The sequence below is a fragment of the Rhodococcus maanshanensis NBRC 100610 genome, assembly GCF_001894865.1.
Classification (GTDB): Bacteria; Actinomycetota; Actinomycetes; order Mycobacteriales; family Mycobacteriaceae; genus Rhodococcus_G; species Rhodococcus_G maanshanensis.
The window spans coordinates 98707-121416 of sequence record NZ_BCXA01000017.1 but is presented as its reverse complement, the minus strand read 5'-3'; the positions used below and the strand labels follow the sequence as shown (position 1 = coordinate 121416).

Here is a 22710-nt window from a genome sequence, read left to right as displayed (position 1 = left end):
ATTCGATAGGTTCGCTTACGGGTCGGCGAACCTGGACGAACCCGGCAGGCGCGCGCCTCCTACCCTTGTTGGCATGGCATCACCCGAGCTCGCCCCCTCCGCCCCGTCGCCGATCCGAAGGGCGGGGGAGAACTCGGTACCTATCTTCGTGACGCTCGGGATCATCGCGGGGCTGGTCGCGGCGATCATCGTCGGGCTGTCCGCCTCGGACGCGCTGGTGCTGCTCGGCATCCCCGACCCGGGTCCCCTCACCACATACGGACTGCCCGCCGTGAAGGCTGCCGGTGAGGTCGCCGCCGTCCTGGCGATCGGGTCGTTGCTGCTCGCCGCGTTCCTGGTGCCGCCGCAGCGCAGCGGGGTGCTCGACGTCGACGGCTACCGGGCGGTGCGTACCGCGTCGAACGCCGCCATCGTCTGGGCTGCCTGTGCGCTGGCCCTGGTGCCGCTGACCGTCTCGGACACCTCCGGTCAGCCGCTGAGCGCGGCCATCCAGCCCGCCAACCTCTGGAAGGCGATCCCGCAGATCGAGCTCGCGGGGGCGTGGCGGTCGACCGCGATCCTGGCGGTGCTGCTCGCGGTGGCCACTCGACTGGTCCTGCGCTGGTCCTGGACCCCGGTGCTGCTGCTGCTCGGCATCGCCACCCTGATCCCGCTCGCGCTGACCGGGCACTCCTCCTCCGGCGGATCGCACGATCTGGCCACCAACAGCCTGCTCTGGCACCTGATCGCCGCGGCATTGTGGGCGGGCGGGCTGTTCGCGCTGCTCGCGCACGCGCGCAGGCGGGGCGCGTACACCGACGTCGCAACGCGCCGGTTCTCGAACGTCGCCACGGTGGCGTTTGTGGTGATGGCGATCTCCGGTGTCCTCAACGGACTGGTGCGGCTGCCGCTGCGCGAGCTGTTCACCAGCACCTACGGCTGGCTGCTCGTGGCCAAGACCGTCGCGCTGGTGGTCCTGGGCGTGTTCGGTTACCTGCAGCGGCGCAGCGCGCTGCCCGCCCTTGCCGCCGACCCGACGGCCCGCGGCCCGCTGATCCGCTTCGCAGGCGGCGAGGCGATCATCTTCGCCGCGACCATCGGCATCGCCGTCGGTCTCGGCCGGACCCCGCCCCCGGCCGAGAACATCAACCCGACCCCGACCGAGGTGCAGTTGGGCTACAACCTGGACGGCCCGCCGACCTTCGAACGGCTCGCGTTCGACTGGCGGTTCGACCTCGTCTTCGGCACCGCGGCCATCATCATGGCGGTGGTCTACCTGCTCGGCGTGCGACGGCTCCGCAAGCGCGGGGACACGTGGCCCGTCGGCCGCACCATCGCCTGGGTGCTGGGCTGCGCGACGCTGCTGGTCGCGACCTCCTCGGGCCTCGGCAGGTACTCGCCCGCGGTGTTCAGCGTGCACATGGGCGCACACATGGCGCTGTCGATGCTCGCACCGGTGCTGCTGGTGCTCGGCGGGCCGATGACCCTGGCGTTGCGCGCGTTGTCCCCGGCCGGGCCCAAGGGGGTGCCCGGTCCACGCGAGTGGCTGCTGGCCGCGCTGCACAGCCCCGTGTCCCGATTCCTGACCCACCCGCTGGTGGCCTCGGTGCTCTTCGTCGGCGGCTTCTACGCCCTGTACCTCGGCGGCATCTTCGGCGCGACGCTCGACTCGCACGGCGCGCACCTGCTGATGAACGTGCACTTCATCCTGAGTGGCTATCTCTTCTACTGGGTGGTGATCGGCATCGACCCGGCGCCGCGCAACCTGCAGCCGATCACCAAGCTGGCGATGGTCTTCGGGTCGTTGCCCTTCCACGCCTTCTTCGGCATCGCGCTGATGAGCATGGGCGAGGTGATGGGCGGCTGGTACTACCGGGCGCTGGGCCTGGACTGGAACTCGGACCTCATCGGTGATCAGCGGCTCGGTGGTGGCATCGCCTGGGCCACCGGCGAGATCCCGCTCGTGCTGGTGATGCTGGCGTTGCTGGTGCAGTGGTCGCGCAGCGACCAGAAGACGGCCAAGCGGGTCGACCGGGCGGCGGACCGCGATGACGACGCCGAGCTCGCGGCACACAACGCGATGTTCGCGGAGCTGGCGCGGCGCGACCACGAAGCCGGGCGGTGACCACACGCGAGGACGTGCTCGCCGCGCGGCGGCGGGTCGGTGCCCTTGTCCGGCGGACCCCGGTGCTCCGGGTGGTCCTGCCGACGCCGGGCGGGGACGTCCCGGTCGCGCTCAAGCTCGAGCACCTGCAGCTCGGCGGGTCGTTCAAGATCCGCGGCAGCCTCAACGCCATGCTGAACCGGGATGGCGCGCACCGTGATTCGCCGGTGGTGATCGCGTCCGGCGGGAATGCCGGGATCGCGGCCGCCACCGCGGCCGGGATGCTGGGAATCGCGTGCACGGTGGTCGTCCCGGCCTCGGCGCCCACGGTGAAGGTGGATCGGCTGCGTGCCCTCGGCGCCGATGTCGTGCTCGACGGCGAGCGCTACGCGGACGCCTACGTCCGGGCGTCGGCCATCGCCGCGCGGCAGGGCGCCCAGCAGTTGCACGCCTACGACCTGCCCGATGTGGTCGCGGGTGCGGGGACGATCGGGCTCGAGCTGGCCGAGGAGGTTCCCGATGCCACCACGGTGCTGGTCGCGGTGGGTGGCGGCGGCCTCGTCGCGGGGATCGCCGCGGCGCTGGCGGGGGAGAAGTCGGTCGTCGGGGTGGAGCCGAGCGGCGCCCCGACCCTGCACGCGGCGCTCGCCGCCGGCGCCCCGGTGGACGTGGCGGTGGACAGCATCGCGGCCGATGCGCTCGGCGCGACCCGCCTCGGTGACATCGCCATGGATGTCGCCCGCCGGACCGGGATCGGCTCGGTGCTGGTCGAGGACGAGGCGATCGCCCTGGCGCGGAGCCTGCTGTGGCGCGATTTCCGGCTGGCGGTGGAGCATGCGGCCGCGGCGCCGATCGCCGCCCTGCTCAGCGGCGCCTACGCGCCTGCCGAGGGGGAGCGGATCGCCGCCGTGATCTGTGGCGCCAACACGGACCCGACGACGCTGCCCACGGACTAGCCCTACGCGGGTCGCCCGGCCCGAGCGCCGTGGATCGCACGCGCCGCCGACGGGGTGACGGTCTCCGCACGTACCGGCGGCGCCCCGTTGAAGTGCTGGTCGAGGACCGAATGGGTCATCGGGAGCAGGCGCTTGACGACGGCCAGCTCGGTTCTCGGGCTGCTCGTGGCGCGGACGGCGGCCCGGGCGAGCGGCGTGACGACCCGGTCGACCACCGCGGGCTGATCGAAGTCGCCTAGCTCCCGCATCCACCTCGGCAGGGTGGCGATCGTCGCGGGCGCCATCAGCCGACTCATCGCCCACAGCGCGAGCCGGCCCTTCCCGAACCGGGTGCGCAGCAGGTAGTGCATGCCCTCGACGGCCCGCTCGGAGGTGCACAATCGTGGCCGCACCGCGGAGAAGTACTCACGCACCTCGGCACGCGAGCGCGGGATGTCCGCCGGCTTGCAGGTCTGCAACTCGGCGGCGACGGCGCACTCGGCCCAGTACCGGGTTTCCTCGTCCGGGCTCAGGGGGCCGGGGCCGAACACCTCGTAGCACTTGAGGACCGAGTGCCAGCCGGTGACGTGGATCCACAGCTGGCTGTCCGGGTTGTTGGCGCTGTATCGCTGCCCGCTGATCGGCTCGATCCCGGTGGCCTTCGCGTGCACCCGCATCAGCAGTTCGGACGTCTCGATCGCCGACCGGGCGTCGCCGACCGCCACGATCAGGAAGTAGGAGAGGGTGCCGTCGAGACGCCCCCTCGGGTCCAGGTAGATCCCTTGGGCGTCGGCGACCGCGGCCGTCAGGAAAGGGTCGAAGTGCTCGAGGGTGACCGACCGCTGGAACCCGAGCAGGGCGGTCGGGTTGGTCCAGACCTTCCACGTCGGCGATCCCGGCCCGAAGAATCCGTTGTCCTCGCGCCGCCGTGCGGGATCGAACGGCCAGCCTCGGTCGGCCAGCATGCGGGGTTCGCTCATCGTGTTCTCCTGCGGATGCTCGGGGCTGGTGGGTGGATTTCTGAATGCAACGCGACCGTAGCAATTGCCCTCGGTGAATACAACGGCTGCGTAGCATTGGCCCGGTGGGACATGAGCGCGAGCGGCGATCCCTAAGGTGGACGCGGAGGTGGGTCGATGACGAGAGCGCAGACGGCGGACGAGCGCCCGCGACGCAAGTACGCGCCGCGGCTGCCGCCGGCGGAGCGTCGTGACCAGGTGCTCGACGCCGCGGTCGAGGTGACCAGGCGGTCGGGCCTGCACGAGCTGAACATGGAGGCCGTCGCGGCAGAGGCCGGCGTCGGTAAACCCGTGCTCTACAACGTGTTCCGTACCCGTGCGGAGCTGGTCGCGGCGCTGCTCGAGCGTGAGCACCGGCGTGCGATCGAGCAGGTGATGGCAGCGATGCCGACCGACCTCACTGCGCTGGGTCCTGCCGCGGCCTACGCCGGAACGGTGTCCTCGTTCGTGCGGGTTGTGGTGGACAACCCCACCCGGTGGCGGCTGATCCTGACCGCGCCCGACCAGGCGCCTGCCGAGTATCAGGAGCACCTGCGTGCCTCCAGAGCGGCGGTGCTGACGAGGGCCGAGGAGCTGGCCAGGACGGGAATAGCGCTCGAGCCGGGACTGGCCGGTCTCGACCCGGTGCTGCTCGCTCACACGATGCTCTCCTTCGCCGAGATGCTCGGCAGGCTCGCGGTCAGTGACCCCGTCACCTATTCGGGTGAGCGACTGGTCACCTATGCGGCGGCGCTTGCCGCCGCGATCACCTCGGGCCGCCCTCTCGCGTAGCACGCCGCCCAGACGAACGGCGTTTCCCCGTAGCCGTTTACGCGGATCTGTGGACACCCGTTTCGTTCATCCACAGATTCGCCCGCAGCCACATTTCGGCGACCCACCGGGGGACGCTGGCATCGAGGGGCCGCGCGGCCCACGGATGCCAAGGGGGAGCGACATGTACGAGACACACACGGCGGTGGTCGGCACCGTGATCACCAATCCGGTCAAGCGGCCCACGAACTCGGGCGAGGAGGTGCTCAGCTTTCGGATGGCGAGCAATGTCAGGCGGCAGGACCGCTCGACCGGGGAGTGGACGGACGGCGGCACCCTCTATCTGACGGTGACCTGCTGGCGGCGGCTGGTGGCCGGTGTCGGCGCCTCGCTGATGAAGGGGGATCCGGTGATCGCCTGTGGGCAGCTGCGAACCAACGAATACACGACCAAGGACGGGGTGGACCGCGCCGACTTGGAGATGCGTGCCAGCGCGGTCGGACCCGACCTGGCCCGCTGCCGAGCCAGGCTCGACCGGGCGCCCAAGGCGGCGCAGTCGGCCGAACCGGATCCGGACCGGGGGCCGGGGGAGTCGGAGCGCGATCCAGGGGACCTCGTGGATGCCGGCCTCGATCCCGCTCTCCGGGCGAGCTGACCGAAACCGGGCATTTCGGTCACCGTGGCGGCATAGGCTGTGGGTCTTCCCGCGTGGTGAGGGGGTGCCCCGCATGGCACGCCTGAGGTTGTTCTTCGTGGTCCTGATCGTCGCCGCGATGGCCGCTGCGTCGGTGGCAGTCGGCACGGCGGTGGCGGCGCAGGCACGGCCAGGATCGGTGATCGCGGCGCAGGACATGCCGAGGGAACTCTGGATCCCGGGGACCGGGCGGGCCTACCGGCTCACCTACGCGACCACCGACCATTCGGGTGCCCCTGCCATCAGCACCGGGGCGGTGTACCTCCCTCCGGGGCCTGCCCCCGAGGGAGGCTGGCCGGTGGTCTCCTATGCGCACGGTACGATCGGGGTGTCCGATCAGTGCGCGCCCTCGATGACCGGGTTGCAGGGCATCGAGTCCGCCTATCTCGAGGACTGGCTGGCGCGTGGGTACGCGGTGGTCGCGACGGATTATCTCGGTCTCGGCACGCCCGGCGTGCTGCCGTATCTCGACGGGAAAGCCGCGGCGCACAGCGTGATCGACGTGGTGCGGGCGGCCAGGACGATCGATGCGGGGGTCTCGCCGAGGTGGGTGGTGATCGGGCTCTCGGAGGGTGGGCACGCCGCACTGGCCACCGCGCACGAGGCGACGAGGTACGCACCCGACCTGGACTACCGCGGTGCGGTCGCAATCGGTGCGCCGTCGAGCCTCGAACAGCTGTTTCCGCTCGGAGGTCCGGGCTTTCCGAACCTCGGCCTGCGGGGGCTGACGACGTTCTCCCTGTTCGCCATCGTCGGGCTGCGGTCGGCTCGACCCGACCTCGACCTCGACAGCTACCTGTCGCCGCGCGGACGCGAACTGGCGGGGCTGGCAGAGCGGCTGTGCTCTCCCGAGCTGGCCGGTCAGGTCGCGGGGACGCAGGTGGGCGAGCTGTTCTCCCGGCCGCTCGGCGACGACGAGGTCCGATCGGCGCTCGCCGACTATCTGGGGGTGCCGACCAGTGGGTACGACCGGCCGCTGTTCATCGGGCACGGCACCGCCGACGTCGTGGTGCCGATCGTGCTGACGCTGAAGCTGGTCGCGGACCTGCAACGCGCCGGTACGGACGTGCGGTTCGCCGCGTACCCGGGTGCCGGGCACGGCGAGTCCCTCGCCGCCTCGTCGGCCGACTCCATTTCCTTCGTCGAGCCGCTGATCCGGTGACCGGCCGGCCGCGAGAGGGCATCGCGGCCAAACGGACTGGACGAGTGTCCTGTCTTTTCGAGTCGTGACCGGGCCGGGGTATTACGCTGCACCGAGTCCAGAGCTTCCTGATGGTCGGCGTCGACCGCCGTCTAGCGTGCGACCTGGCGGGACCGCACAGACAACAACCAAGGGTGGGGAACACGATGAAGTTCGTATTCGGTCGCGCACAGGGGCATCGCCTCGGCCTGCGCGCTGGCGCGACCGTGCTGGCGCTGCTGGTCCTGGCGGTCCCGGCCGCCGGGCAGGCCGCGGCGGATCCGGTCCGCGAACCCGGAACGGTGGTGGCCGACAAGGCCCTGCCGGTGGCGGCGGAGATCGGCGGGGCAGCGACTGGATCGCGCCAACTCACGTACTGGACCGAGGGTCCGACCGGTGCGCCCGCGCTCAGCACCGGAGCCGTGTACCTGCCAAAGGGGACCGCGCCCGCAGGCGGCTGGCCGGTGGTGTCCTGGGCGCACGGCACCAACGGTGTCGGTGACGACTGCGCGCCCTCGCACGGGTTCGATGTCACCTCCCTGACCAGGGACTACGTCTCGGCCTGGCTGACGCAGGGCTATGCGGTGGTGGCCAGTGACTTCGTCGGGCTCGGCACCGAGGGCGTGCACGCCTACCTGCACGGCCGCAGCGAGGGGCGCGCGGTGATCGACATGGTCCGGGCGGCCCGCAAGGTGACGCCGGAGCTGTCGCCCCGCTGGGTGGCCGTGGGGCACTCGCAGGGCGGTCACGCCGCCATGTTCGCCGCGCACGAGGCGACTCGGTATGCCCCGGAGCTGGACTACCGCGGTGCGGTCGCCACCGGTACCCCGGCGAACCTGGAGCTGCTCTTCCCGCTCGGCGGTCCCGGCTTCCCGAACCTCGGCCTGAACGGGCTGACCGCGTTCGCCGGCTACGTGATCGCGGGGCTGCAGGTCGCGCGCCCGGACCTGCCGATCGACGAGTACCTCACCCCGCGCGGCCGTGAGCTCGTCGAGACCGCGAAGTCCATGTGCTTCCTCCCGCTGCACAAGTACGCCGCCCCGATCGGTGTCGGCGAACTGTTCAGCCGACCGCTCGGCGACGAGAGGATCCGCTCGGCGCTGCGCGACTACCTCGCGGTCCCCACGACGGGCTACGACCGGCCCGTGTTCATCGGGCAAGGACTGCGCGACCAGACGGTGCCGTTTCCGCTGAGTACCAAGCTCGCGGCTGACATGCAGTTGGCCGGCCAGCCCGTGACATACCGGTCCTACGATGCCTTCCACGGCTCGTCGGTGTTCGAGGCACTGCCGGATACGACCGCCTTCGTTCGGTCGCTGTTCGGCACCGCCTGAACCCCCGAGCTGACCTGCGGCGGGCGGCGACTCGGTCGTCGCCCGCCGCAGATCGGGCAGTAGCTCCGTGTGGATTGGGGCGTCGCCTGGTGTCCCGATACTCTGGTCGCCATGGCGGAGTTCATTTACACGATGAAGAAGGTGCGCAAGGCGCACGGCGACAAGGTCATCCTCGATGACGTCACGATGAGCTTCTACCCGGGCGCGAAGATCGGTGTCGTCGGCCCGAACGGCGCGGGTAAGTCCTCCATCCTCAAGATCATGGCCGGACTCGACCAGCCGGGCAACGGCGAGGCGTTCCTGGCGCCGGGCGCCACCGTCGGCATCCTGATGCAGGAGCCGCACCTCGACGAGACCAAGACGGTGCGCGAGAACGTCGAGGAGGGCCTCGGCGAGACGATGGTGCAGCTCAAGCGCTACAACGAGATCGCAGAGCTGATGGCCACCGACTACTCCGACGAGCTCATGGAGGAGATGGGCGAGCTCCAGGAGAAGCTCGACCACGCCGACGCCTGGGAGATCGACTCCCAGCTCGAGCAGGCGATGGACGCGCTGCGCTGCCCGCCGGCGGACGAGCCCGTCACCCACCTCTCCGGTGGCGAGAAGCGCCGCGTCGCGCTGTGCAAGCTGCTGCTGAGCAAGCCCGACCTGCTGCTGCTCGATGAGCCCACCAACCACCTCGACGCCGAGTCCGTGTTGTGGCTCGAGCAGCACCTGGCCGCCTACCCGGGCGCCATCCTCGCCGTCACCCACGACCGTTACTTCCTCGATCACGTCGCGCAGTGGATCTGTGAGGTCGACCGCGGCCGGCTCTACCCGTACGAGGGCAACTACTCCACCTACCTCGAGCAGAAGGCCGCGCGACTCGAGGTCCAGGGTAAGAAGGACCAGAAGCTGCAGAAGCGCCTCAAGGAGGAGCTCGCCTGGGTCCGCTCGGGTGCGAAGGCCCGCCAGGCCAAGAACAAGGCCCGCCTCGACCGCTACGACGAGATGGTCGCGGAGTCCGAGAAGCACCGCAAGCTGGACTTCGAGGAGATCCAGATCCCGACCCCGCCGCGCCTCGGCAACGTGGTGGTCGAGGTGGAGAACCTCGACAAGGGCTTCGACGGCCGGCTGCTGATCAAGGACCTGTCCTTCACGCTGCCGCGTAACGGCATCGTCGGCGTGATCGGTCCCAACGGTGTCGGTAAGACCACGCTGTTCAAGACCATCGTCGGTCTCGAGGAGCCGGACTCGGGCACCGTCAAGGTGGGCGAGACGGTCAAGCTCAGCTACGTCGACCAGACCCGCGCCAACATCGATCCGACCAAGACGGTGTGGGAGGTCGTCTCCGACGGCCTCGACTACATCGAGGTCGGTCAGAACGAGATGCCCTCGCGCGCGTACGTCAGCGCGTTCGGGTTCAAGGGCCCGGATCAGCAGAAGCCGTCGGGCGTGCTCTCCGGTGGTGAGCGCAACCGGCTGAACCTGGCGCTGACCCTCAAGGAGGGCGGCAACCTGATCCTGCTCGACGAGCCGACCAACGACCTCGACGTCGAGACCCTCAGCTCGCTCGAGAACGCGCTGCAGGAATTCCCCGGCTGTGCCGTCGTGATCTCGCACGACCGCTGGTTCCTGGACCGGACCTGCACGCACATCCTGGCCTGGGAAGGTGCCTTCGGCGACAACGAGGCGGCCTGGTACTGGTTCGAGGGCAACTTCGAGGCGTACGAGGAGAACAAGGTCGCGCGGCTCGGTGCCGATGCGGCCCGCCCGCACCGGGTCACCCACCGCAAGCTCACCCGGGGCTAGGACGTGCCGAACAAGGTCTACACCTGCGAGGTCGAGGTGCGCTGGGGCGATTCCGATCGCCTCGGCCACGTCAACAACACCCTCTTCCTCGAGTACGCACAGGAAGCGCGGGTGAAGTTCTTCCGCGACCGGGTCTTCCCCGCGGGCGTCCGCCCCACTGCGATGGTGGTGCGCAAGATGGAGATCGAGTTCCTCAAGCCCATCACCGACGAGTCGGGTCCGGTCACCGTCGACGTGTCCGTACTCGCGGTGGGGACCTCCTCGTTCGGGATCCGGCACGTGATCCGCGACGTCCACGGGGTCACCTGTGGCGTCGCGGACGCGGTCCTCGTGCGCTTCGACGTGAAGACCGAAACGTCGGTTCCGCTCCCGGAACTGGAGCGATCGGTGTTGTCGGAGTACGCGATCACGGAAACGGTGCGCTAGAAGGCGCCGTCAGTTCACCTCTCGTCCCGCTCCCCGCGGTTAGGCTCGGACGTGCACACCCGTCACGTCAGTTCGACCAGGGGAGTGGGCCGCGAGATGACCAGATCTGCCGATCGCTTCGACCACGGGGCCACGATGGGCCTGCCAGCGGACCTCGCATCCCATCTCGACGGGATCCGCGAGGTGTACTTCCGGAACATCGACTGGGCCGGGTCGTCGGGTCGCCCGAGTGCCGACGCCGAGACGGTGTTCGGCAGCCACCTCGAACTGGCCACACGCCGCCCTTCCGGGCAGGCGGTGTCGCGGGTGCTCGAGCCGCTGCCCGGCCAGCCCGCCGTCCAGATCGTCACCGACGACATGCCACTGCTCGTCGAGTCGGTCATGGCGCTGTTCGCCCGCCTCGGTATCACGGTCACGGAGCTGATCCATCCGGTCTTCCAGGTCCGCCGCGATGCGGACGGCAGCCTCCTCGACGTGCTCGCCAACGGCACGGCGACAGGAGAGGGGGTGCTGACCGAGTCCTGGATGCTCGTTCTGCTGCATCCGACCACCGAGCAGGAGGTGCTCGGCCAGGTCGGGGACGCGGTCAGGGACGTGCTGTCCGACGTGCGTCAGGTGATCGCCGACGCGGACGCGATGCGTTACGGCCAGTTGGTGCTCGCCGAGCAACTCGACGAGCTCGCGGACCGCGAACCGCAGGGGTACCGGGCGGTCGACATCAGGGACACCGCGGCGCTGCTGCGCTGGATGTCGGAGGGGCATTTCATGACCCTCGGCTACCGGCGCTATGAGTTCCGGGATCCCGGCGAACACGGGCGCCCGATCGCCCACATCGTGCCCGAGAGCGGGCTCGGGGTGCTCGGTGCGGCGTCGGTGGCCGACCACCGAATCGACCTGCCCGCACCCGAATTCAGTGTCGACCGGCCCATCCTGCTGCTCGCGCAGGGTGCGGCGCCCGCCACCGTGCACCGATCGGTGTACCCGTTCTTCGTCTCCGTCACCGGGCTCGACGGTGACGGCGCGATCACCGGCGAGCACCGCTTCGTCGGTGTGTTCACGGTGACCGCGCTGCACGAGAACGTGCTCGACATCCCGGTGATCGAGCGGCGAGCGCGCACCGTGATCGAACGGGCCGGATTCGACATCGGTTCCTTCTCCGGCCAGCGGATGCTCGAGGTCATCCAGTCCTTCCCGCGTACCGAACTGTTCTCCAGCGACACCGAGACCCTGTACGAGACCATCACCTCCGTGCTGGCCATCGGCATGCGCAGGCAGGTGCGGCTCTTCCTCCGGGACGATCAGTTCGGCGGATTCACCTCCGCGCTGGTCTACCTGCCCCGGGACCGCTACACCACCCGGGTCCGCCTGGCGATGCAGTCGATCCTGCTGCGGGAACTGGGCGGGGGCACGCTGGAGTACAGCGCGAGGGTCACCGAGTCGGACCTCGCCATGGTGCACTTCACCATCCGCAAGGAGCCGGGGGCGGCCCCGTCGTCGGCGCAGATCTCGGCCGGCGGCCGCGACCGGATCGAGGCGATGCTGGCGGCGGCGACCAGGGCGTGGGAGGACGACCTCCTCGACGCCGTCGCGACCGAGCCCTCGGTGACCTCGGTGACCGCGCAGCGCTTCGCCGCCGCGTTCCCCGAGGCATACAAGCAGGACTTCGACGCCGCGCGGGCGGTCAGGGACATCGCGCGTCTGGAGGCCCTTGCCGGCGAGGCAATCGATCTGAAGCTGTACCGGCACAAGGACGCCCGACCGGGGCAGTGGCGTTTCACGCTGTACATCAGCGGTGCCGGGGTCTCGCTCAGCCAGGTGCTGCCCGTGCTGCAGAGCCTTGGCGTCGAGGTGCTCGACGAGCGGCCGTACCGGGTGGTTCGTCCGGACGGGCTGCCGTGCTGGATCTACGATTTCGGGCTTTCCGCGGCTCGCGAACTGGTCGACGCGACGGTCGGGGAGAATCTGGACTCGGAGCTGGACGAGGTGGACAGGAGCATCGAGTCGACGAAGGCGATCGCCCTCCAGCACCGGTTCACCGATGCCTTCACGGCCGTCTGGTACGACCGGTCCGAACCAGACCGGTTCAACGAGCTGGTGCTACGGGCCGGGCTCGAGTGGCGACAGGCAACCGTGCTGCGCGCCTACTCGAAGTACCTGCGCCAGGCGGGATTTCCGTACAGCCAGTTCCACATCGAGGGTGTGCTGATCGAGCACGGTCAGACGACAGGGCTGCTGGTCGAGTTGTTCCACTCGATCTTCGACCCCGACCAGGCCTCGGCGCCGCGGGCGGAGGAACTCGCGGCCGAGCTGCGCGCGCGGATCAACGAGGTGGTCAGCCTCGACGCCGATCGGATCCTGCGCGGGATGCTCGGACTCGTCCTGGCCACGCTGCGGACGAACTACTACGTCACCGACGAGGACGGCAATCCCCGCGACATCCTGGTGTTCAAACTCAACCCCCAGCAGATCGTCGAATTGCCGAGACCGCGCCCTCGTTTCGAGGTGTTCGCCTACTCGCCGCGGGTCGAGGGCGTGCACCTGCGATTCGGTCCGGTGGCCAGGGGTGGGTTGCGCTGGTCGGACCGGCGGGAGGACTTCCGGACGGAGATCCTCGGCCTGGTGAAGGCGCAGGCGGTGAAGAACGCCGTGATCGTGCCGGTCGGCGCGAAGGGCGGGTTCGTGGTCAAGCGGGCGCCTGTGCCGACCGGGGACCCGGCGGTGGATCGACAGGCGCTCCTCGCGGAGGGACAGTCCTGCTACCAGCTGTTCGTCTCGGGTCTGCTCGACGTCACCGACAACGTCGAACCCGCGACCGGGGTCGTGCTGCCACCGGACCGCGTGGTTCGCCGGGACGGCGACGACACCTACCTCGTCGTGGCCGCGGACAAGGGCACCGCCCAGTTCTCCGACCTCGCCAACGACGTGGCGGCGCGGTACGGCTTCTGGCTCGGTGACGCCTTCGCGTCCGGCGGTTCGGTCGGCTACGACCACAAGGCCATGGGGATCACGGCCAAGGGCGCATGGGTGAGCGTGCGCAGGCATTTCAGGGAGATGGGGATCGACACCCAGACGGAGGACTTCACCGTCGCAGGCATCGGCGACATGAGCGGCGACGTGTTCGGGAACGGGATGCTCCTCAGTCCGCACATCCGGCTGGTCGCGGCGTTCGACCACCGGCACATCTTCCTCGACCCCGATCCGGTCGCCTCGAGGTCCTTCCTCGAACGGCAACGGCTCTTCGCGCTGCCGCGATCCTCGTGGGCGGACTACGACCCGGCACTCATCAGCGCGGGTGGCGGGGTGTGGGACCGCTCGCGCAAGTCGGTACCGCTGACCGCACAGGCGCGCGCGGCGCTCGGCCTCGACGAGGACGTCACCGAGCTGTCGCCGCCGGAGTTGGTGCGTGCGATCCTGCGCGCGCCGGTCGACCTGCTCTGGAACGGCGGGATCGGCACGTACATCAAGGCCACCACGGAGAGCCATGCGGATGTCGGCGACAAGTCGAACGATCCGGTGCGGGTCAACGGGAGCGAGGTGCGCGCCAAGGTGATCGGCGAGGGCGGCAACCTCGGGGTGACGCAGCGGGGCAGGATCGAGTACGACCTCGCGGGGGGCCGGATCAACACCGATGCCCTGGACAATTCGGCGGGCGTCGACTGTTCCGACCACGAGGTCAACATCAAGATCCTGCTGGACACCGCCGTCAGTGGTGGCGCTCTGCCCAAGGCCGAGCGCAACGGTCTGCTCGCCTCGATGACCGATGAGGTGTCGCGGCTGGTGCTGCGGGACAACATCGACCAGAACGACCTGATGGGCACCTCGCGCGCCGACGCCGTGGCGATGTTGGGGGTGCACGCGCGCCAGCTCGCCGACCTCGAGGCCCGTCGCGGGCTGGACCGGGAGATCGAGGCCCTGCCAGGACCCATGGAGATCGAGGAGCGACTGCAGGAGGGTGTCGGCCTCACCTCTCCTGAGCTGGCCACACTGCTCGCCCACGTCAAGCTCGCGGTCAAGGACGACCTGCTGGCCAGCGAGCTGCCCGACAGCGACACCTACGCGGTGCGGCTGCCCAGGTATTTCCCGCGGCCGCTGCGCGAGCGGTTCGCCGGGGAGATCAAGTCGCATCGCCTGCGTCGCCAGATCGTGGCCACCATCCTGGCCAACGAGGCCATCGACTTCGGCGGGATCAGTTTCGCGTACCGGCTCGCCGAGGAGGCAGGCGCGAGCAGCACCGACTCGATCAGGGCCTTCACCGCGGGGACCGAGATCTTCGACCTGCGCTCGGTGTGGAGCGACATCCGCGAGGCGCCGGTCGCCTCGTCGGTGGCCGACGAGCTGATGCTGGAATCGCGCCGGATGCTCGACCGCGCGGCGCGGTGGTTGCTGTCGAACCGTCCGCAGCCGGTCGCGGTGGGTGCGGAGATCAACAGGTACGCCGCGCGGGTCAGGGCGATGACCCCCAAACTCCCGAACTGGCTGCGCGGACATCACGTCACCGACCTCGTCACCCGGATGGCCCACGTGGTCGAGCACGGCTGCCCCGAGCCGCTCGCCCGGCGGGTGTACAGCCTGCTCGACGGGTTCCCGTCGCTCGACATCATCGACATCTCGGACATCAGCGATCGCGAGGTCGAGGAGGTCGGTGAGCTGTACTACGCGCTCGACGAGCGCCTCGGGATCGACGGATTCCTCACCGCCATCTCGGGTCTCGAACGCGGCGACCGGTGGCATTCGCTGGCCAGGCTCGCGTTGCGCGACGACCTGTACAGCTCGTTGCGCTCGCTCACGCTCGATGTGCTCGCGGGCGGTGAACCGGACGAGACGGCCGAGGAGAAGATCCTGGACTGGGAGTCGTCGAACTCGTCACGGCTGAGTAGGGCAAGGGCAGCGCTCGGTGAGATCGCGGAGTCTGGGACGCTTGACCTCGCGACGCTCTCGGTGGCGGCGCGTCAGGTTCGCAGCATGGTGCGCGGAGCGGGCACCTGATCGGAAGGGATCGAAGTTGAGCGTCGAAACGTCAGGGTCGGTGACCGCGGCCGCGGTCGGCTTCCACACGAAGGTGGGTGTGCGCTGGTCGGATATGGACGTCTTCCAGCACATCAACCACGCGAGGATGGTGACCCTGCTGGAGGAGGCGCGCATCCCGTGGCTGTTCGAGGACGGCAGGCCGACGGTCACGCTCCGGGACGGCGCGGTGATCGCCGACCTGCACGTGCGCTACCGCGGCCAGCTGCGGCACGACGACGGCCCCCTTGACGTGCTCATGTGGATCGAGTCGGTCCGTGCCGTGGACTTCACCATCGGGTACGAGGTGCGCGCGGGCGGCGCGGCGCCGGACTCGGCTCCGTCGATCGTGGCGTCGACGCAGATCGCCGCGTTCGACATCGACACCCAGCGACTGCGCAGGCTGACCGCGCCCGAGCGCGAGTACCTGGAGCAGTGGAAGCGTGCATGAGCGGGTCCTGACCATCCCGGACGCGGGCGAACGGGAGAACCTCGCCACCTTCCTCGCCAAGGCGATCCGGCTGGACGAGGCGGTGATCGTCCGGATGCGGCAGCGGGACGAGGGGCAGCTGGTCGCCTTCGTGCCGACGGGATTCGACGCGCTGGCCGCGCGGGTCGTCTCCGGGCGGATCAGCCCGGACGACACTTCCGCCGCGGGTGACGGACTGCTGAACGGCCTGACGGCCGCCGCAGGCGCCGACATCGACCCCGGCTTCTCGATGGACTCGGCGTGGCGGGGTGCCCTGCCGCCCGAGGCCGGGTTCGCGCACATCGACGACGTTCCGGCGCGGGTGCTGATCGACCTGGCTCAGCAGGGCGCGGCGCTGGCCAAGGAGCACGGCAGCAGCCACGGTCCGCCCGCCTCGCTGCTGGCGCAGGAGGTGCTGAGCGTCGAGGGCGCGGGCGAGGTCGTCGGGGTGTCGATGCGCACGGTGTTCGCTCTGGCCGCAATGGGATTCATTCCGCACGTCGGGTCGGATCCGATGACCGCGGCCGTCGATCTCGAGCGCATCGACGCGTCCGAGATGGTGCGGGTGCGCGCGACCAGGACCTGGCTGCGCCTGGACGCGCGCTTCGGCACCGTGTTCAGCAGGCGCGGCGGCGAGATCGGGCTGACCGTGCGCCGCTGACGCCCGTCGGCGGCGGTCAGACCAGCCAGGCCGCCGCGTTCGGGGGCAGCTCCCCGTTCACCAGCGGGGCGCTGGCCAGCAGCAGTTCCCCCGGCGGCAGCGGGATGGGCGCATCAGTGGCGTTGAGCGCGCACACCAGCCCGCCGCGCCGTCGGAATGCCAGGCAACCGGACGGGCTTCCGTACCAATCGATCTCGTCGCCGGAGAACTCCGGTCGCAGGGCCCGCAGCTCCAGCGCCGACCGGTACAGCGACAGCGTGGACGTCACGTCCTCGATCTGCGCCTCCACGGTGCGATCGGCCCATTCCGGCGGCATCGGCAGCCACGACGTCTCCGCCGAGCTGAAGCCGAACGGCGGGGCAGAGCCCTCCCACGGCACCGGGACCCGGCAGCCGTCGCGGCCGCGTTCGGTGTGGCCCGACCGCTCCCACACCGGATCCTGCAGCGCCTCGTCCGGGAGTTCGACGTTCGGCAGCCCGAGCTCGGCGCCGTTGTAGATGAAGACCGCCCCCGGCAGTGCGAACTCGACGATGGCCATGGCGCGGGCCCTGGCCAGGCCGATCTCGCCGCCGCCGTAGCGGGTGACCTCGCGCGCGACGTCGTGGTTCGACAGCGTCCAGGTGGGGGTGCCGCCGACAGCGGCCACCGCACCGAGCGAGTTCTCGATGGCCTCACGCAGGCTGTCGGCGCCGAACTCGGCCTCGGCGAGCCGGAAGTTGAAGCCCAGGTGCAGTTCGTCGGGCCGGATGTATTCGCCGAAGCGTTCGTTGTCGCGCACCCAGATCTCACCGACGGCCACCGTGTCGGGGTACTCGTTCATCACCTTGCGCAGGCCGCGATGGATCTCGTGCACGGCCGGGTTGTTGAACCTCGGGTCGTTGTCGTCGTTGCTCAGGAGCCGATTGGATTCCCAGTCGTAGTCCGGCAGGCCCTCCGGCTTGGCCATGCCGTGCGCGACATCGATCCGGAAACCGTCGACGCCGCGGTCCAGCCAAAACCGCAGCGTGGTCGCGAGGTCCTCGGCGACCTCGGGGTTGTCCCAGTTCAGGTCCGGCTGCTCGGGGGCGAAGATGTGCAGGTACCACTGGCCGGGGGAGCCGTCCGGCTCGGTGACCCGGGTCCAGGCCGGCCCGCCGAAGATGCTCGGCCAGTTGTTCGGCGGCTCGGCGCCGTCCGGGCCGAGACCGTCGCGGAAGTGGTAGCGAGCCCGCTCGGGGCTGCCCGGCTCGGCCGCGAGCGCGGCCGCGAACCACGGGTGCTCCTCGCTGGTGTGGTTCGGGACCAGGTCCATGGTGACCTTGATCCGCCGCGCGTGCGCCTGCGCGATCAGCGCGTCCATCACCTCGAGATCGCCGAACAGCGGATCGATGTCGCGCGGATCCGAGACGTCGTAGCCGTGGTCGGCCATCGGTGAGCGCATCACCGGGCTCAGCCATATGGCGTCGACGCCGAGCAGCTCGAGGTACCCGAGCCGGTCGCGGACGCCGCCCAGGTCGCCGACGCCGTCGCCGTTGGAGTCGGAGAACGAACGCGGATAGATCTGATAGAAGACCGCGTTCGTCCACCAGGGAACTGTTGTCTCCGGCCCGGCCTCGTCAGTGGTCACAGGGACACATAGTGCCAAACCCGTGCGGACAGCACGACTTCGAAGGGCATGTGTCCGGTTTGCGCCGATCAGACGGGCGAGTTCACCATCGAGGCGGCGGCCATGTCCATGTAGTCGATGAGGGCGCGGCGGTGCGGCTCGTCGAGGGTGGCCTCGTCGATCGACGCGATCGCGATGTGCATGCAGCGCAGCCACGCGTCGCGCTCGAGCGGACCGATACGGAACGGCTGGTGGCGCAGCCGCAGCCGGGGGTGTCCGCGCTCGTCGGAGTATGTTCGCGGGCCGCCCCAGTACTGCTCGAGGAACATCCGCATGCGGCGTTCGGCCGGCCCGAGGTCCTCCTCTGGGTAGAGGGGCCGGACGATCTCGTCCTTGGCCACTTCCTCGTAGAACCGCGCGGTCAGTTTGCGGAACGTCTCGGCTCCGCCCACTGCTTCGTAGAAGCTCACTTCGGCATCAGTCATGTCGGCGTCCATTGTGCCCGTACTCGCGCCGTGACGTCGACGCGCTCGTGTTGTCATCGGTTGTTCACCGAAAGTCCTGCATCTTTGTACCAAATGGACGTGCGCGAGCAGGCCATCCGTGGTCAACTTGGGAGCAATCTTCCCGGAGGTCGCATGAAGAACTCGCACACCGCCCGAGCGCACCGACAACTCCAGCCCACTGATGCCCGCCTGCCGCGGGGATCGGGGGCTTCTTCGCTGCAAGTGATAGACGAGGGTCTGAGACCCTCGACCCCAGGTGAGGACGACGCGGTTCCCTCCTGGGTCAAGCGCCGGGTGCTGCTTCTGAACGCCACCTACGAGCCACTGACCGCGCTTCCCGTCCGCCGGGCGGTCGTCCTGCTGGTGTGCGAGAAGGCCAGCGCCGTCCACGAGGACCCGGACGGGCAGGTCATCCATTCCGCCGACTGGTCCGTGCAGGTCCCCTCCGTGATCCGGCTCCGCAACTACGTGCGGGTGCCCTACCGGGCCAGGATCCCGATGACCAGGGCCGCGTTGATGCACAGGGACCGCTTCCGGTGTGCGTACTGCGGCGACAAGGCCGAGACCGTTGACCACGTCATCCCGCGCAGCCGGGGCGGCGGACATTCCTGGGAGAACTGCGTGGCCTGCTGCGCGCCCTGCAACCACCGCAAGGCCGACAAGCTGCTCAGCGAGTTGGGCTGGACGTTGCGGGCTGCTCTGGTGCCGCCAAAGGGGCAGCACTGGCGGCTGCTGGCCAGCACCAAGGAGCTCGACCCGGTGTGGTTGCGCTACCTCGGCGAGGGCGCTGCGTAAACGTCCGATCTCGACGTGGCCCCGACGGCACAATTTTCGGCGGTCTGGGCTACGGTTTGGGGCGTGAGCATTCTTGAGACATCGCTGATCTTCGTAGGGATCCCTGCGCTCATCACGGCGATCATCGCGGGGCTGTGCTACATGGCCAAGCCGGTGGCAGGAACCACCCCCGCGCACTACTCGCTGGACGAGGAATGGACCCACAAGCCGGTGCTGTGGTCCGCGGTCGACGAGGTGACGGTCGGTCACCACGGCGCGCACGCGGCCATCGAGTCCGGATCCGCAGATCTGATCGGAGGTTCGGCAAGTGGCAAGTGGTAACCGTTTCCCGGCGGTGATCGAGTCCGAGCTCCCGGTGGGCTCGGTGGTGACCGCGAGCGGCCGCGTCTCGAGCGTGCACCGTGTCGGCGATCCCTACGACGATCTGCCGTTCAGCGTCGACGAGCTGGTGGCCCTCGACGACGCGCTGACCGACGCGACGCGGTCGACCAAGGTGCGCTTCAACGCGTACATCGGTGACCTCGGCGAGGACACCGCGGCCGGCGTCGAGGCGCTTTTCCCGAAGACCCCCGAGGCCGAGCGTTCGGTGCTGATCGCGGTCTCCCCGAACCAGCGCGCCATCGAGATCCGTTCCGGACGCAAGGTGGCCGATCGGGTCACCGACCGGGTCGCACAGCTCGGTGTGACCGCTGCGGTGTCGTCCTTCGGTGAGGCCGACCTGATCGACGGCCTTGTCAGCGCGGTCCGCGTGATGAGCGCCGCCATCGCGGTGCGTTAGCCCGACTTCGCTTCAACTGGAGGTGCCCCTCCCGCGGTCCGCCGCGGGAGGGGCACCTCCAGTCGTCTGTTGGGCAGGTCAGCCTGCGTCGAAGGCCCGCGCATTCAGAGCGCGCACGATCCCGGCCTTGCCCTCGACCACCAGCCTGCGCAGCGCGGGCGGATGGTCACCGGCCAGGAAGTCGTCGGCGGCCGCGACCGAGGCCTCGGTGATCGACCACGCCGGGTACAGCCCGACGACCACGGTCTGCGCCACCTCGCTGGAGCGGCGCGCCCAGACGTCGGGGATCTCGGCGAAGTACCGGGCGACATACGGCTGGAGCAGCTCGCCCTGACCCGGCGCCGCGAAGCCGGCGATGATCGCGCGGGCGGTGATGTTCGGGACGGAGTCGTCGCCGACGACCGTCGCCCAGGCCGCCTCCTTGACGGCCGCCTGCGGTCGGATCGCACGCGCGGCCGCCGCCTGCCGGACGCCTGCCGCGGTCGGATCCCGCTGCGCCTCCGCTTCGATGAACGGCGACTCGGAGCCGTCCGCGTCGACCTCGCCCGCTGCCGCGAGCGCCTGCACCAGCCGCCAGCGCAGGTCGGTGTCGACCACCAGCCCCGGCAACCCGACGGTCGCCGGATCGGCGTCGAGCAGCTCCTGCAGCACCTCGGTGTGCCAGGGCTGCAGGCGCGCCGCGGTCAGCGAGTTGAGGAAGGCCAGCTGGTGATCAGACCCCGGCTCGGCCTCCCTGGCCAGCTCGAGCAGCCGGTTCGCGAAGCCGGGCCACCCGGTGTCGTTCGCCCAGCCGGGCTCGGCGTAGCTGCCGAGCGCGGCGTGCGCCTGCATCAGCAGCCGCGACGCGACCCCGACCTCGGTCTCCGCGCCGACGCCGCGCTGCACCAGCTCGACGAAGTCCCTGGCCTTGAGCTCGGCCTGCCGCGTCATCTCCCATGCCGCCGACCACGCCAGCGTCCTCGGCAACGGTTCGGCGATGTCGCCGATGCGCTCGATCAGCACCGCGAGCGAATCCGGGTCGAGCCGCACCGAGCAGTAGGTGAGGTCGTCGTCGTTGACGAGCACGAACTTGCCGCGGGCCACCCCGACCAGCTCGGGCACCTCGGTCCGCGGTCCGTCGACGTCGAGCTCGATGCGCTCGGTGCGCACCAGCTTGCCGTCCACGTCGTCGTAGATGCCGACGGCGAGGCGGTGCACGCGGTACTCGCCCGCGCCCGGCTCCGCGCGGCCCTGCAGCACGGCGAAGGACGAGAAGGTGCCGTCCTCGGCGACCGTGAACTCCGGCCGCAGGATGTTCAGCCCGGTGGTCTTGAGCCACTGTGCGCCCCAGTCGGACAGGTCCCGGCCGGACGAGTGCTCCAGCGCGGCGAGCAGGTCGTCGAAGGTGGCGTTGCCGAACGCGTGCTCCTTGAAGTAGGCGCGAAGGCCGGCCAGGAACGGATCGAGCCCGACATACGCGACGAGCTGCTTGAGCACGCTCGCGCCCTTGGCGTAGGTGATCCCGTCGAAGTTGACCTCGACCGCGGCGAGGTCAGGGATGTCGGCGGCGATGGGATGGGTGGACGGCAGCTGATCCTGTCGGTAGGCCCACGACTTCTCGGCGTTCGCGAACGTGGTCCAGGCGTTGACGTACTCGGTGGCCTCGGACTGGCACAGCACCGACGCGAAGGTCGCGAAGGACTCGTTGAGCCACAGGTCGTCCCACCACGTCATGGTGACGAGGTCGCCGAACCACATGTGCGCCATCTCGTGCAGCACCGTCTCGGCGCGGCGCTCGTAGGACGCCCGGGTCACCTTGGAACGGAACACGTAGTCCTCGAGGAAGGTCACCGCGCCCGCGTTCTCCATTGCGCCGGCGTTGAACTCGGGGACGAACAGCTGGTCGTACTTGCCGAAGGCGTAGGGCACCTCGAAGTTGCGGTGATAGAAACCGAAGCCCTGCTTGGTCTCGGTGAACAACCGCTCGGCGTCCATGTGCTCGGCGAGCGAGGCGCGGCAGTAGATGCCGAGCGGGATGTGGCCGTGCTCGTCGGTGTAGCTGTCGGTCCACCGCGCGTACGGCCCGGCGATCAGGGCAACGAGGTAGGTGCTCATCTTCGGGGTGGTGCGGAACTGGTGCAGTCCCGGTGTGGCGGCGAGGGTTTCGACCACGGCCGAGTTCGAGATGACCTGCCAGTCGGTTGGCGCGGTCACGGTGACATCGAAGGTGGCCTTGAGGTCGGGCTGGTCGAAGCAGGCGAACATCCGCTTGGCGTCGGCGGTTTCGAACTGCGAGTACAGGTAGACCGAGCCGTCGGTGGGATCGACGAAGCGGTGCAGGCCCTCGCCGGTGTGCGAGTACTCGCAGTCCGCCTCGATGATCAGCTCGTTGCGCTCGGCCAGGCCGGTCAGCGCGATGCCGGTGGACTCGTCGTACCCGGAGACGTCGAGGGCAGCGCCGTTGAGGGTGGCGCTGCGGATGGCGGTCGCGATCAGGTCGACGAAGGTGTCGCCGCCCGCCGTCGCGCCGAAGGTGACCGTGGTGCGGGAGGAGAAGGTGTGCTCGCCGGGCTTGCCGTCGCCGTCGGTCAGGTCCAGCTCGATGCGGTAGTTGTCGACGCTCAACAGCGCGGACCGCTGTGCTGCCTGCTCGCGGGTCAGGTTCGGTGGGGCCACGTCGGACGCTCCTCGTGATCGGGGACAGATGTGTGTCGAGGCTTG

Annotated in this window: 18 protein-coding genes; 14 read left to right on the top strand and 4 right to left on the bottom strand. The window is 69.6% G+C overall.

Annotation, left to right across the window (positions count from 1 at the left end):
* The first annotated feature begins 73 nt into the window (after window positions 1-73).
* Window positions 74-2104, top strand: coding sequence for a bifunctional copper resistance protein CopD/cytochrome c oxidase assembly protein (locus RM1_RS09705; protein ID WP_072751089.1), 2031 nt, complete (start codon window positions 74-76; stop codon window positions 2102-2104).
* Window positions 2101-3039, top strand: coding sequence for a serine/threonine dehydratase (locus RM1_RS09700; RefSeq protein WP_072751088.1), 939 nt, complete (start codon window positions 2101-2103; stop codon window positions 3037-3039). The genes RM1_RS09705 and RM1_RS09700 overlap by 4 nt, the downstream gene beginning before the upstream one ends.
* Window positions 3040-3041: 2 nt before the next feature.
* Here the strand turns inward: RM1_RS09700 and RM1_RS09695 are convergent, their stop codons facing one another.
* On the bottom strand, window positions 3042-3998 hold the full coding sequence (locus RM1_RS09695; protein WP_083576622.1) for an oxygenase MpaB family protein: 957 nt from the start codon (window positions 3996-3998) through the stop codon (window positions 3042-3044).
* Window positions 3999-4154: 156 nt separating this feature from the next.
* Between RM1_RS09695 and RM1_RS09690 the strand changes: the two genes are divergently transcribed.
* From RM1_RS09690 to RM1_RS09650, 9 genes are all read left to right on the top strand, one after another.
* Window positions 4155-4808: a TetR/AcrR family transcriptional regulator gene (locus tag RM1_RS09690; protein WP_072751086.1), complete on the top strand. Its 654-nt coding sequence runs from the start codon at window positions 4155-4157 to the stop codon at window positions 4806-4808.
* Window positions 4809-4971: 163 nt separating this feature from the next.
* A complete protein-coding gene (locus RM1_RS09685; protein ID WP_083576621.1) occupies window positions 4972-5442 on the top strand; it encodes a single-stranded DNA-binding protein in 471 nt (156 codons plus the stop codon).
* Between the two features lie 73 nt (window positions 5443-5515).
* Entirely contained in the window at window positions 5516-6643 is a 1128-nt protein-coding gene (locus RM1_RS09680) for an alpha/beta hydrolase family protein (protein WP_072751085.1), read from the top strand.
* A 185-nt stretch (window positions 6644-6828) separates the two neighbouring features.
* Window positions 6829-7995 (top strand): lipase family protein, encoded by a 1167-nt coding sequence (locus RM1_RS09675; protein ID WP_072751084.1) that lies wholly within the window; start codon window positions 6829-6831, stop codon window positions 7993-7995.
* A gap of 111 nt (window positions 7996-8106) precedes the next feature.
* Entirely contained in the window at window positions 8107-9786 is a 1680-nt protein-coding gene (ettA, locus tag RM1_RS09670; RefSeq protein WP_072751083.1) for an energy-dependent translational throttle protein EttA, read from the top strand.
* 3 nt (window positions 9787-9789) lie between these two features.
* A complete protein-coding gene (locus tag RM1_RS09665) occupies window positions 9790-10212 on the top strand; it encodes an acyl-CoA thioesterase (RefSeq protein WP_072751082.1) in 423 nt (140 codons plus the stop codon).
* 96 nt (window positions 10213-10308) lie between these two features.
* Window positions 10309-15198: an NAD-glutamate dehydrogenase gene (locus RM1_RS09660; protein ID WP_072751127.1), complete on the top strand. Its 4890-nt coding sequence runs from the start codon at window positions 10309-10311 to the stop codon at window positions 15196-15198.
* 16 nt (window positions 15199-15214) lie between these two features.
* Window positions 15215-15667, top strand: coding sequence for an acyl-CoA thioesterase (locus RM1_RS09655; RefSeq protein WP_257017437.1), 453 nt, complete (start codon window positions 15215-15217; stop codon window positions 15665-15667).
* Window positions 15660-16346: a DUF8010 domain-containing protein gene (locus tag RM1_RS09650; RefSeq protein WP_072751081.1), complete on the top strand. Its 687-nt coding sequence runs from the start codon at window positions 15660-15662 to the stop codon at window positions 16344-16346. Before RM1_RS09655 ends, RM1_RS09650 begins: the two co-directional genes overlap by 8 nt.
* 16 nt (window positions 16347-16362) lie before the next feature.
* Here the strand turns inward: RM1_RS09650 and RM1_RS09645 are convergent, their stop codons facing one another.
* Both RM1_RS09645 and RM1_RS09640 read right to left on the bottom strand, forming a co-directional pair.
* Window positions 16363-17952, bottom strand: a complete 1590-nt coding sequence (locus RM1_RS09645; RefSeq protein ID WP_072751080.1) for a glycoside hydrolase family 13 protein — start codon at window positions 17950-17952, stop codon at window positions 16363-16365.
* A 68-nt stretch (window positions 17953-18020) separates the two neighbouring features.
* Window positions 18021-18416 carry a globin gene (locus tag RM1_RS09640; protein WP_092667846.1) on the bottom strand — a complete coding sequence of 132 codons (396 nt, stop codon included), beginning with the start codon at window positions 18414-18416 and terminating at the stop codon, window positions 18021-18023.
* Window positions 18417-18569: 153 nt separating this feature from the next.
* On the opposite strand from RM1_RS09640, the gene RM1_RS09635 reads away from it, so the two are divergent.
* From RM1_RS09635 to RM1_RS09625, 3 genes are all read left to right on the top strand, one after another.
* Window positions 18570-19232 carry an HNH endonuclease gene (locus tag RM1_RS09635; protein WP_072751126.1) on the top strand — a complete coding sequence of 221 codons (663 nt, stop codon included), beginning with the start codon at window positions 18570-18572 and terminating at the stop codon, window positions 19230-19232.
* 63 nt (window positions 19233-19295) lie between these two features.
* The gene (gene ctaJ, locus RM1_RS09630) at window positions 19296-19553 is read left to right on the top strand and encodes an aa3-type cytochrome oxidase subunit CtaJ (protein WP_072751078.1); all 258 of its coding nucleotides are present in this window, start codon (window positions 19296-19298) and stop codon (window positions 19551-19553) included.
* Window positions 19540-20010, top strand: coding sequence for a DUF5130 domain-containing protein (locus RM1_RS09625; RefSeq protein ID WP_027499855.1), 471 nt, complete (start codon window positions 19540-19542; stop codon window positions 20008-20010). Before ctaJ ends, RM1_RS09625 begins: the two co-directional genes overlap by 14 nt.
* 78 nt (window positions 20011-20088) lie before the next feature.
* Here the strand turns inward: RM1_RS09625 and pepN are convergent, their stop codons facing one another.
* Window positions 20089-22665, bottom strand: coding sequence for an aminopeptidase N (gene pepN, locus RM1_RS09620; protein WP_072751077.1), 2577 nt, complete (start codon window positions 22663-22665; stop codon window positions 20089-20091).
* Window positions 22666-22710 lie beyond the last annotated feature (45 nt).

Coding starts and splice junctions, on each gene's coding strand:
- RM1_RS09705 (WP_072751089.1), top strand. CDS start 74: ATGGCATCACCCGAGCTCGCCCCCTCCGCCCCGTCGCCGATCCGAAGG.
- RM1_RS09695 (WP_083576622.1), bottom strand. CDS start 3,998: ATGAGCGAACCCCGCATGCTGGCCGACCGAGGCTGGCCGTTCGATCCC.
- RM1_RS09690 (WP_072751086.1), top strand. CDS start 4,155: ATGACGAGAGCGCAGACGGCGGACGAGCGCCCGCGACGCAAGTACGCG.
- RM1_RS09685 (WP_083576621.1), top strand. CDS start 4,972: ATGTACGAGACACACACGGCGGTGGTCGGCACCGTGATCACCAATCCG.
- RM1_RS09680 (WP_072751085.1), top strand. CDS start 5,516: ATGGCACGCCTGAGGTTGTTCTTCGTGGTCCTGATCGTCGCCGCGATG.
- RM1_RS09675 (WP_072751084.1), top strand. CDS start 6,829: ATGAAGTTCGTATTCGGTCGCGCACAGGGGCATCGCCTCGGCCTGCGC.
- ettA (WP_072751083.1), top strand. CDS start 8,107: ATGGCGGAGTTCATTTACACGATGAAGAAGGTGCGCAAGGCGCACGGC.
- RM1_RS09660 (WP_072751127.1), top strand. CDS start 10,309: ATGACCAGATCTGCCGATCGCTTCGACCACGGGGCCACGATGGGCCTG.
- RM1_RS09640 (WP_092667846.1), bottom strand. CDS start 18,416: ATGACTGATGCCGAAGTGAGCTTCTACGAAGCAGTGGGCGGAGCCGAG.
- RM1_RS09635 (WP_072751126.1), top strand. CDS start 18,570: ATGAAGAACTCGCACACCGCCCGAGCGCACCGACAACTCCAGCCCACT.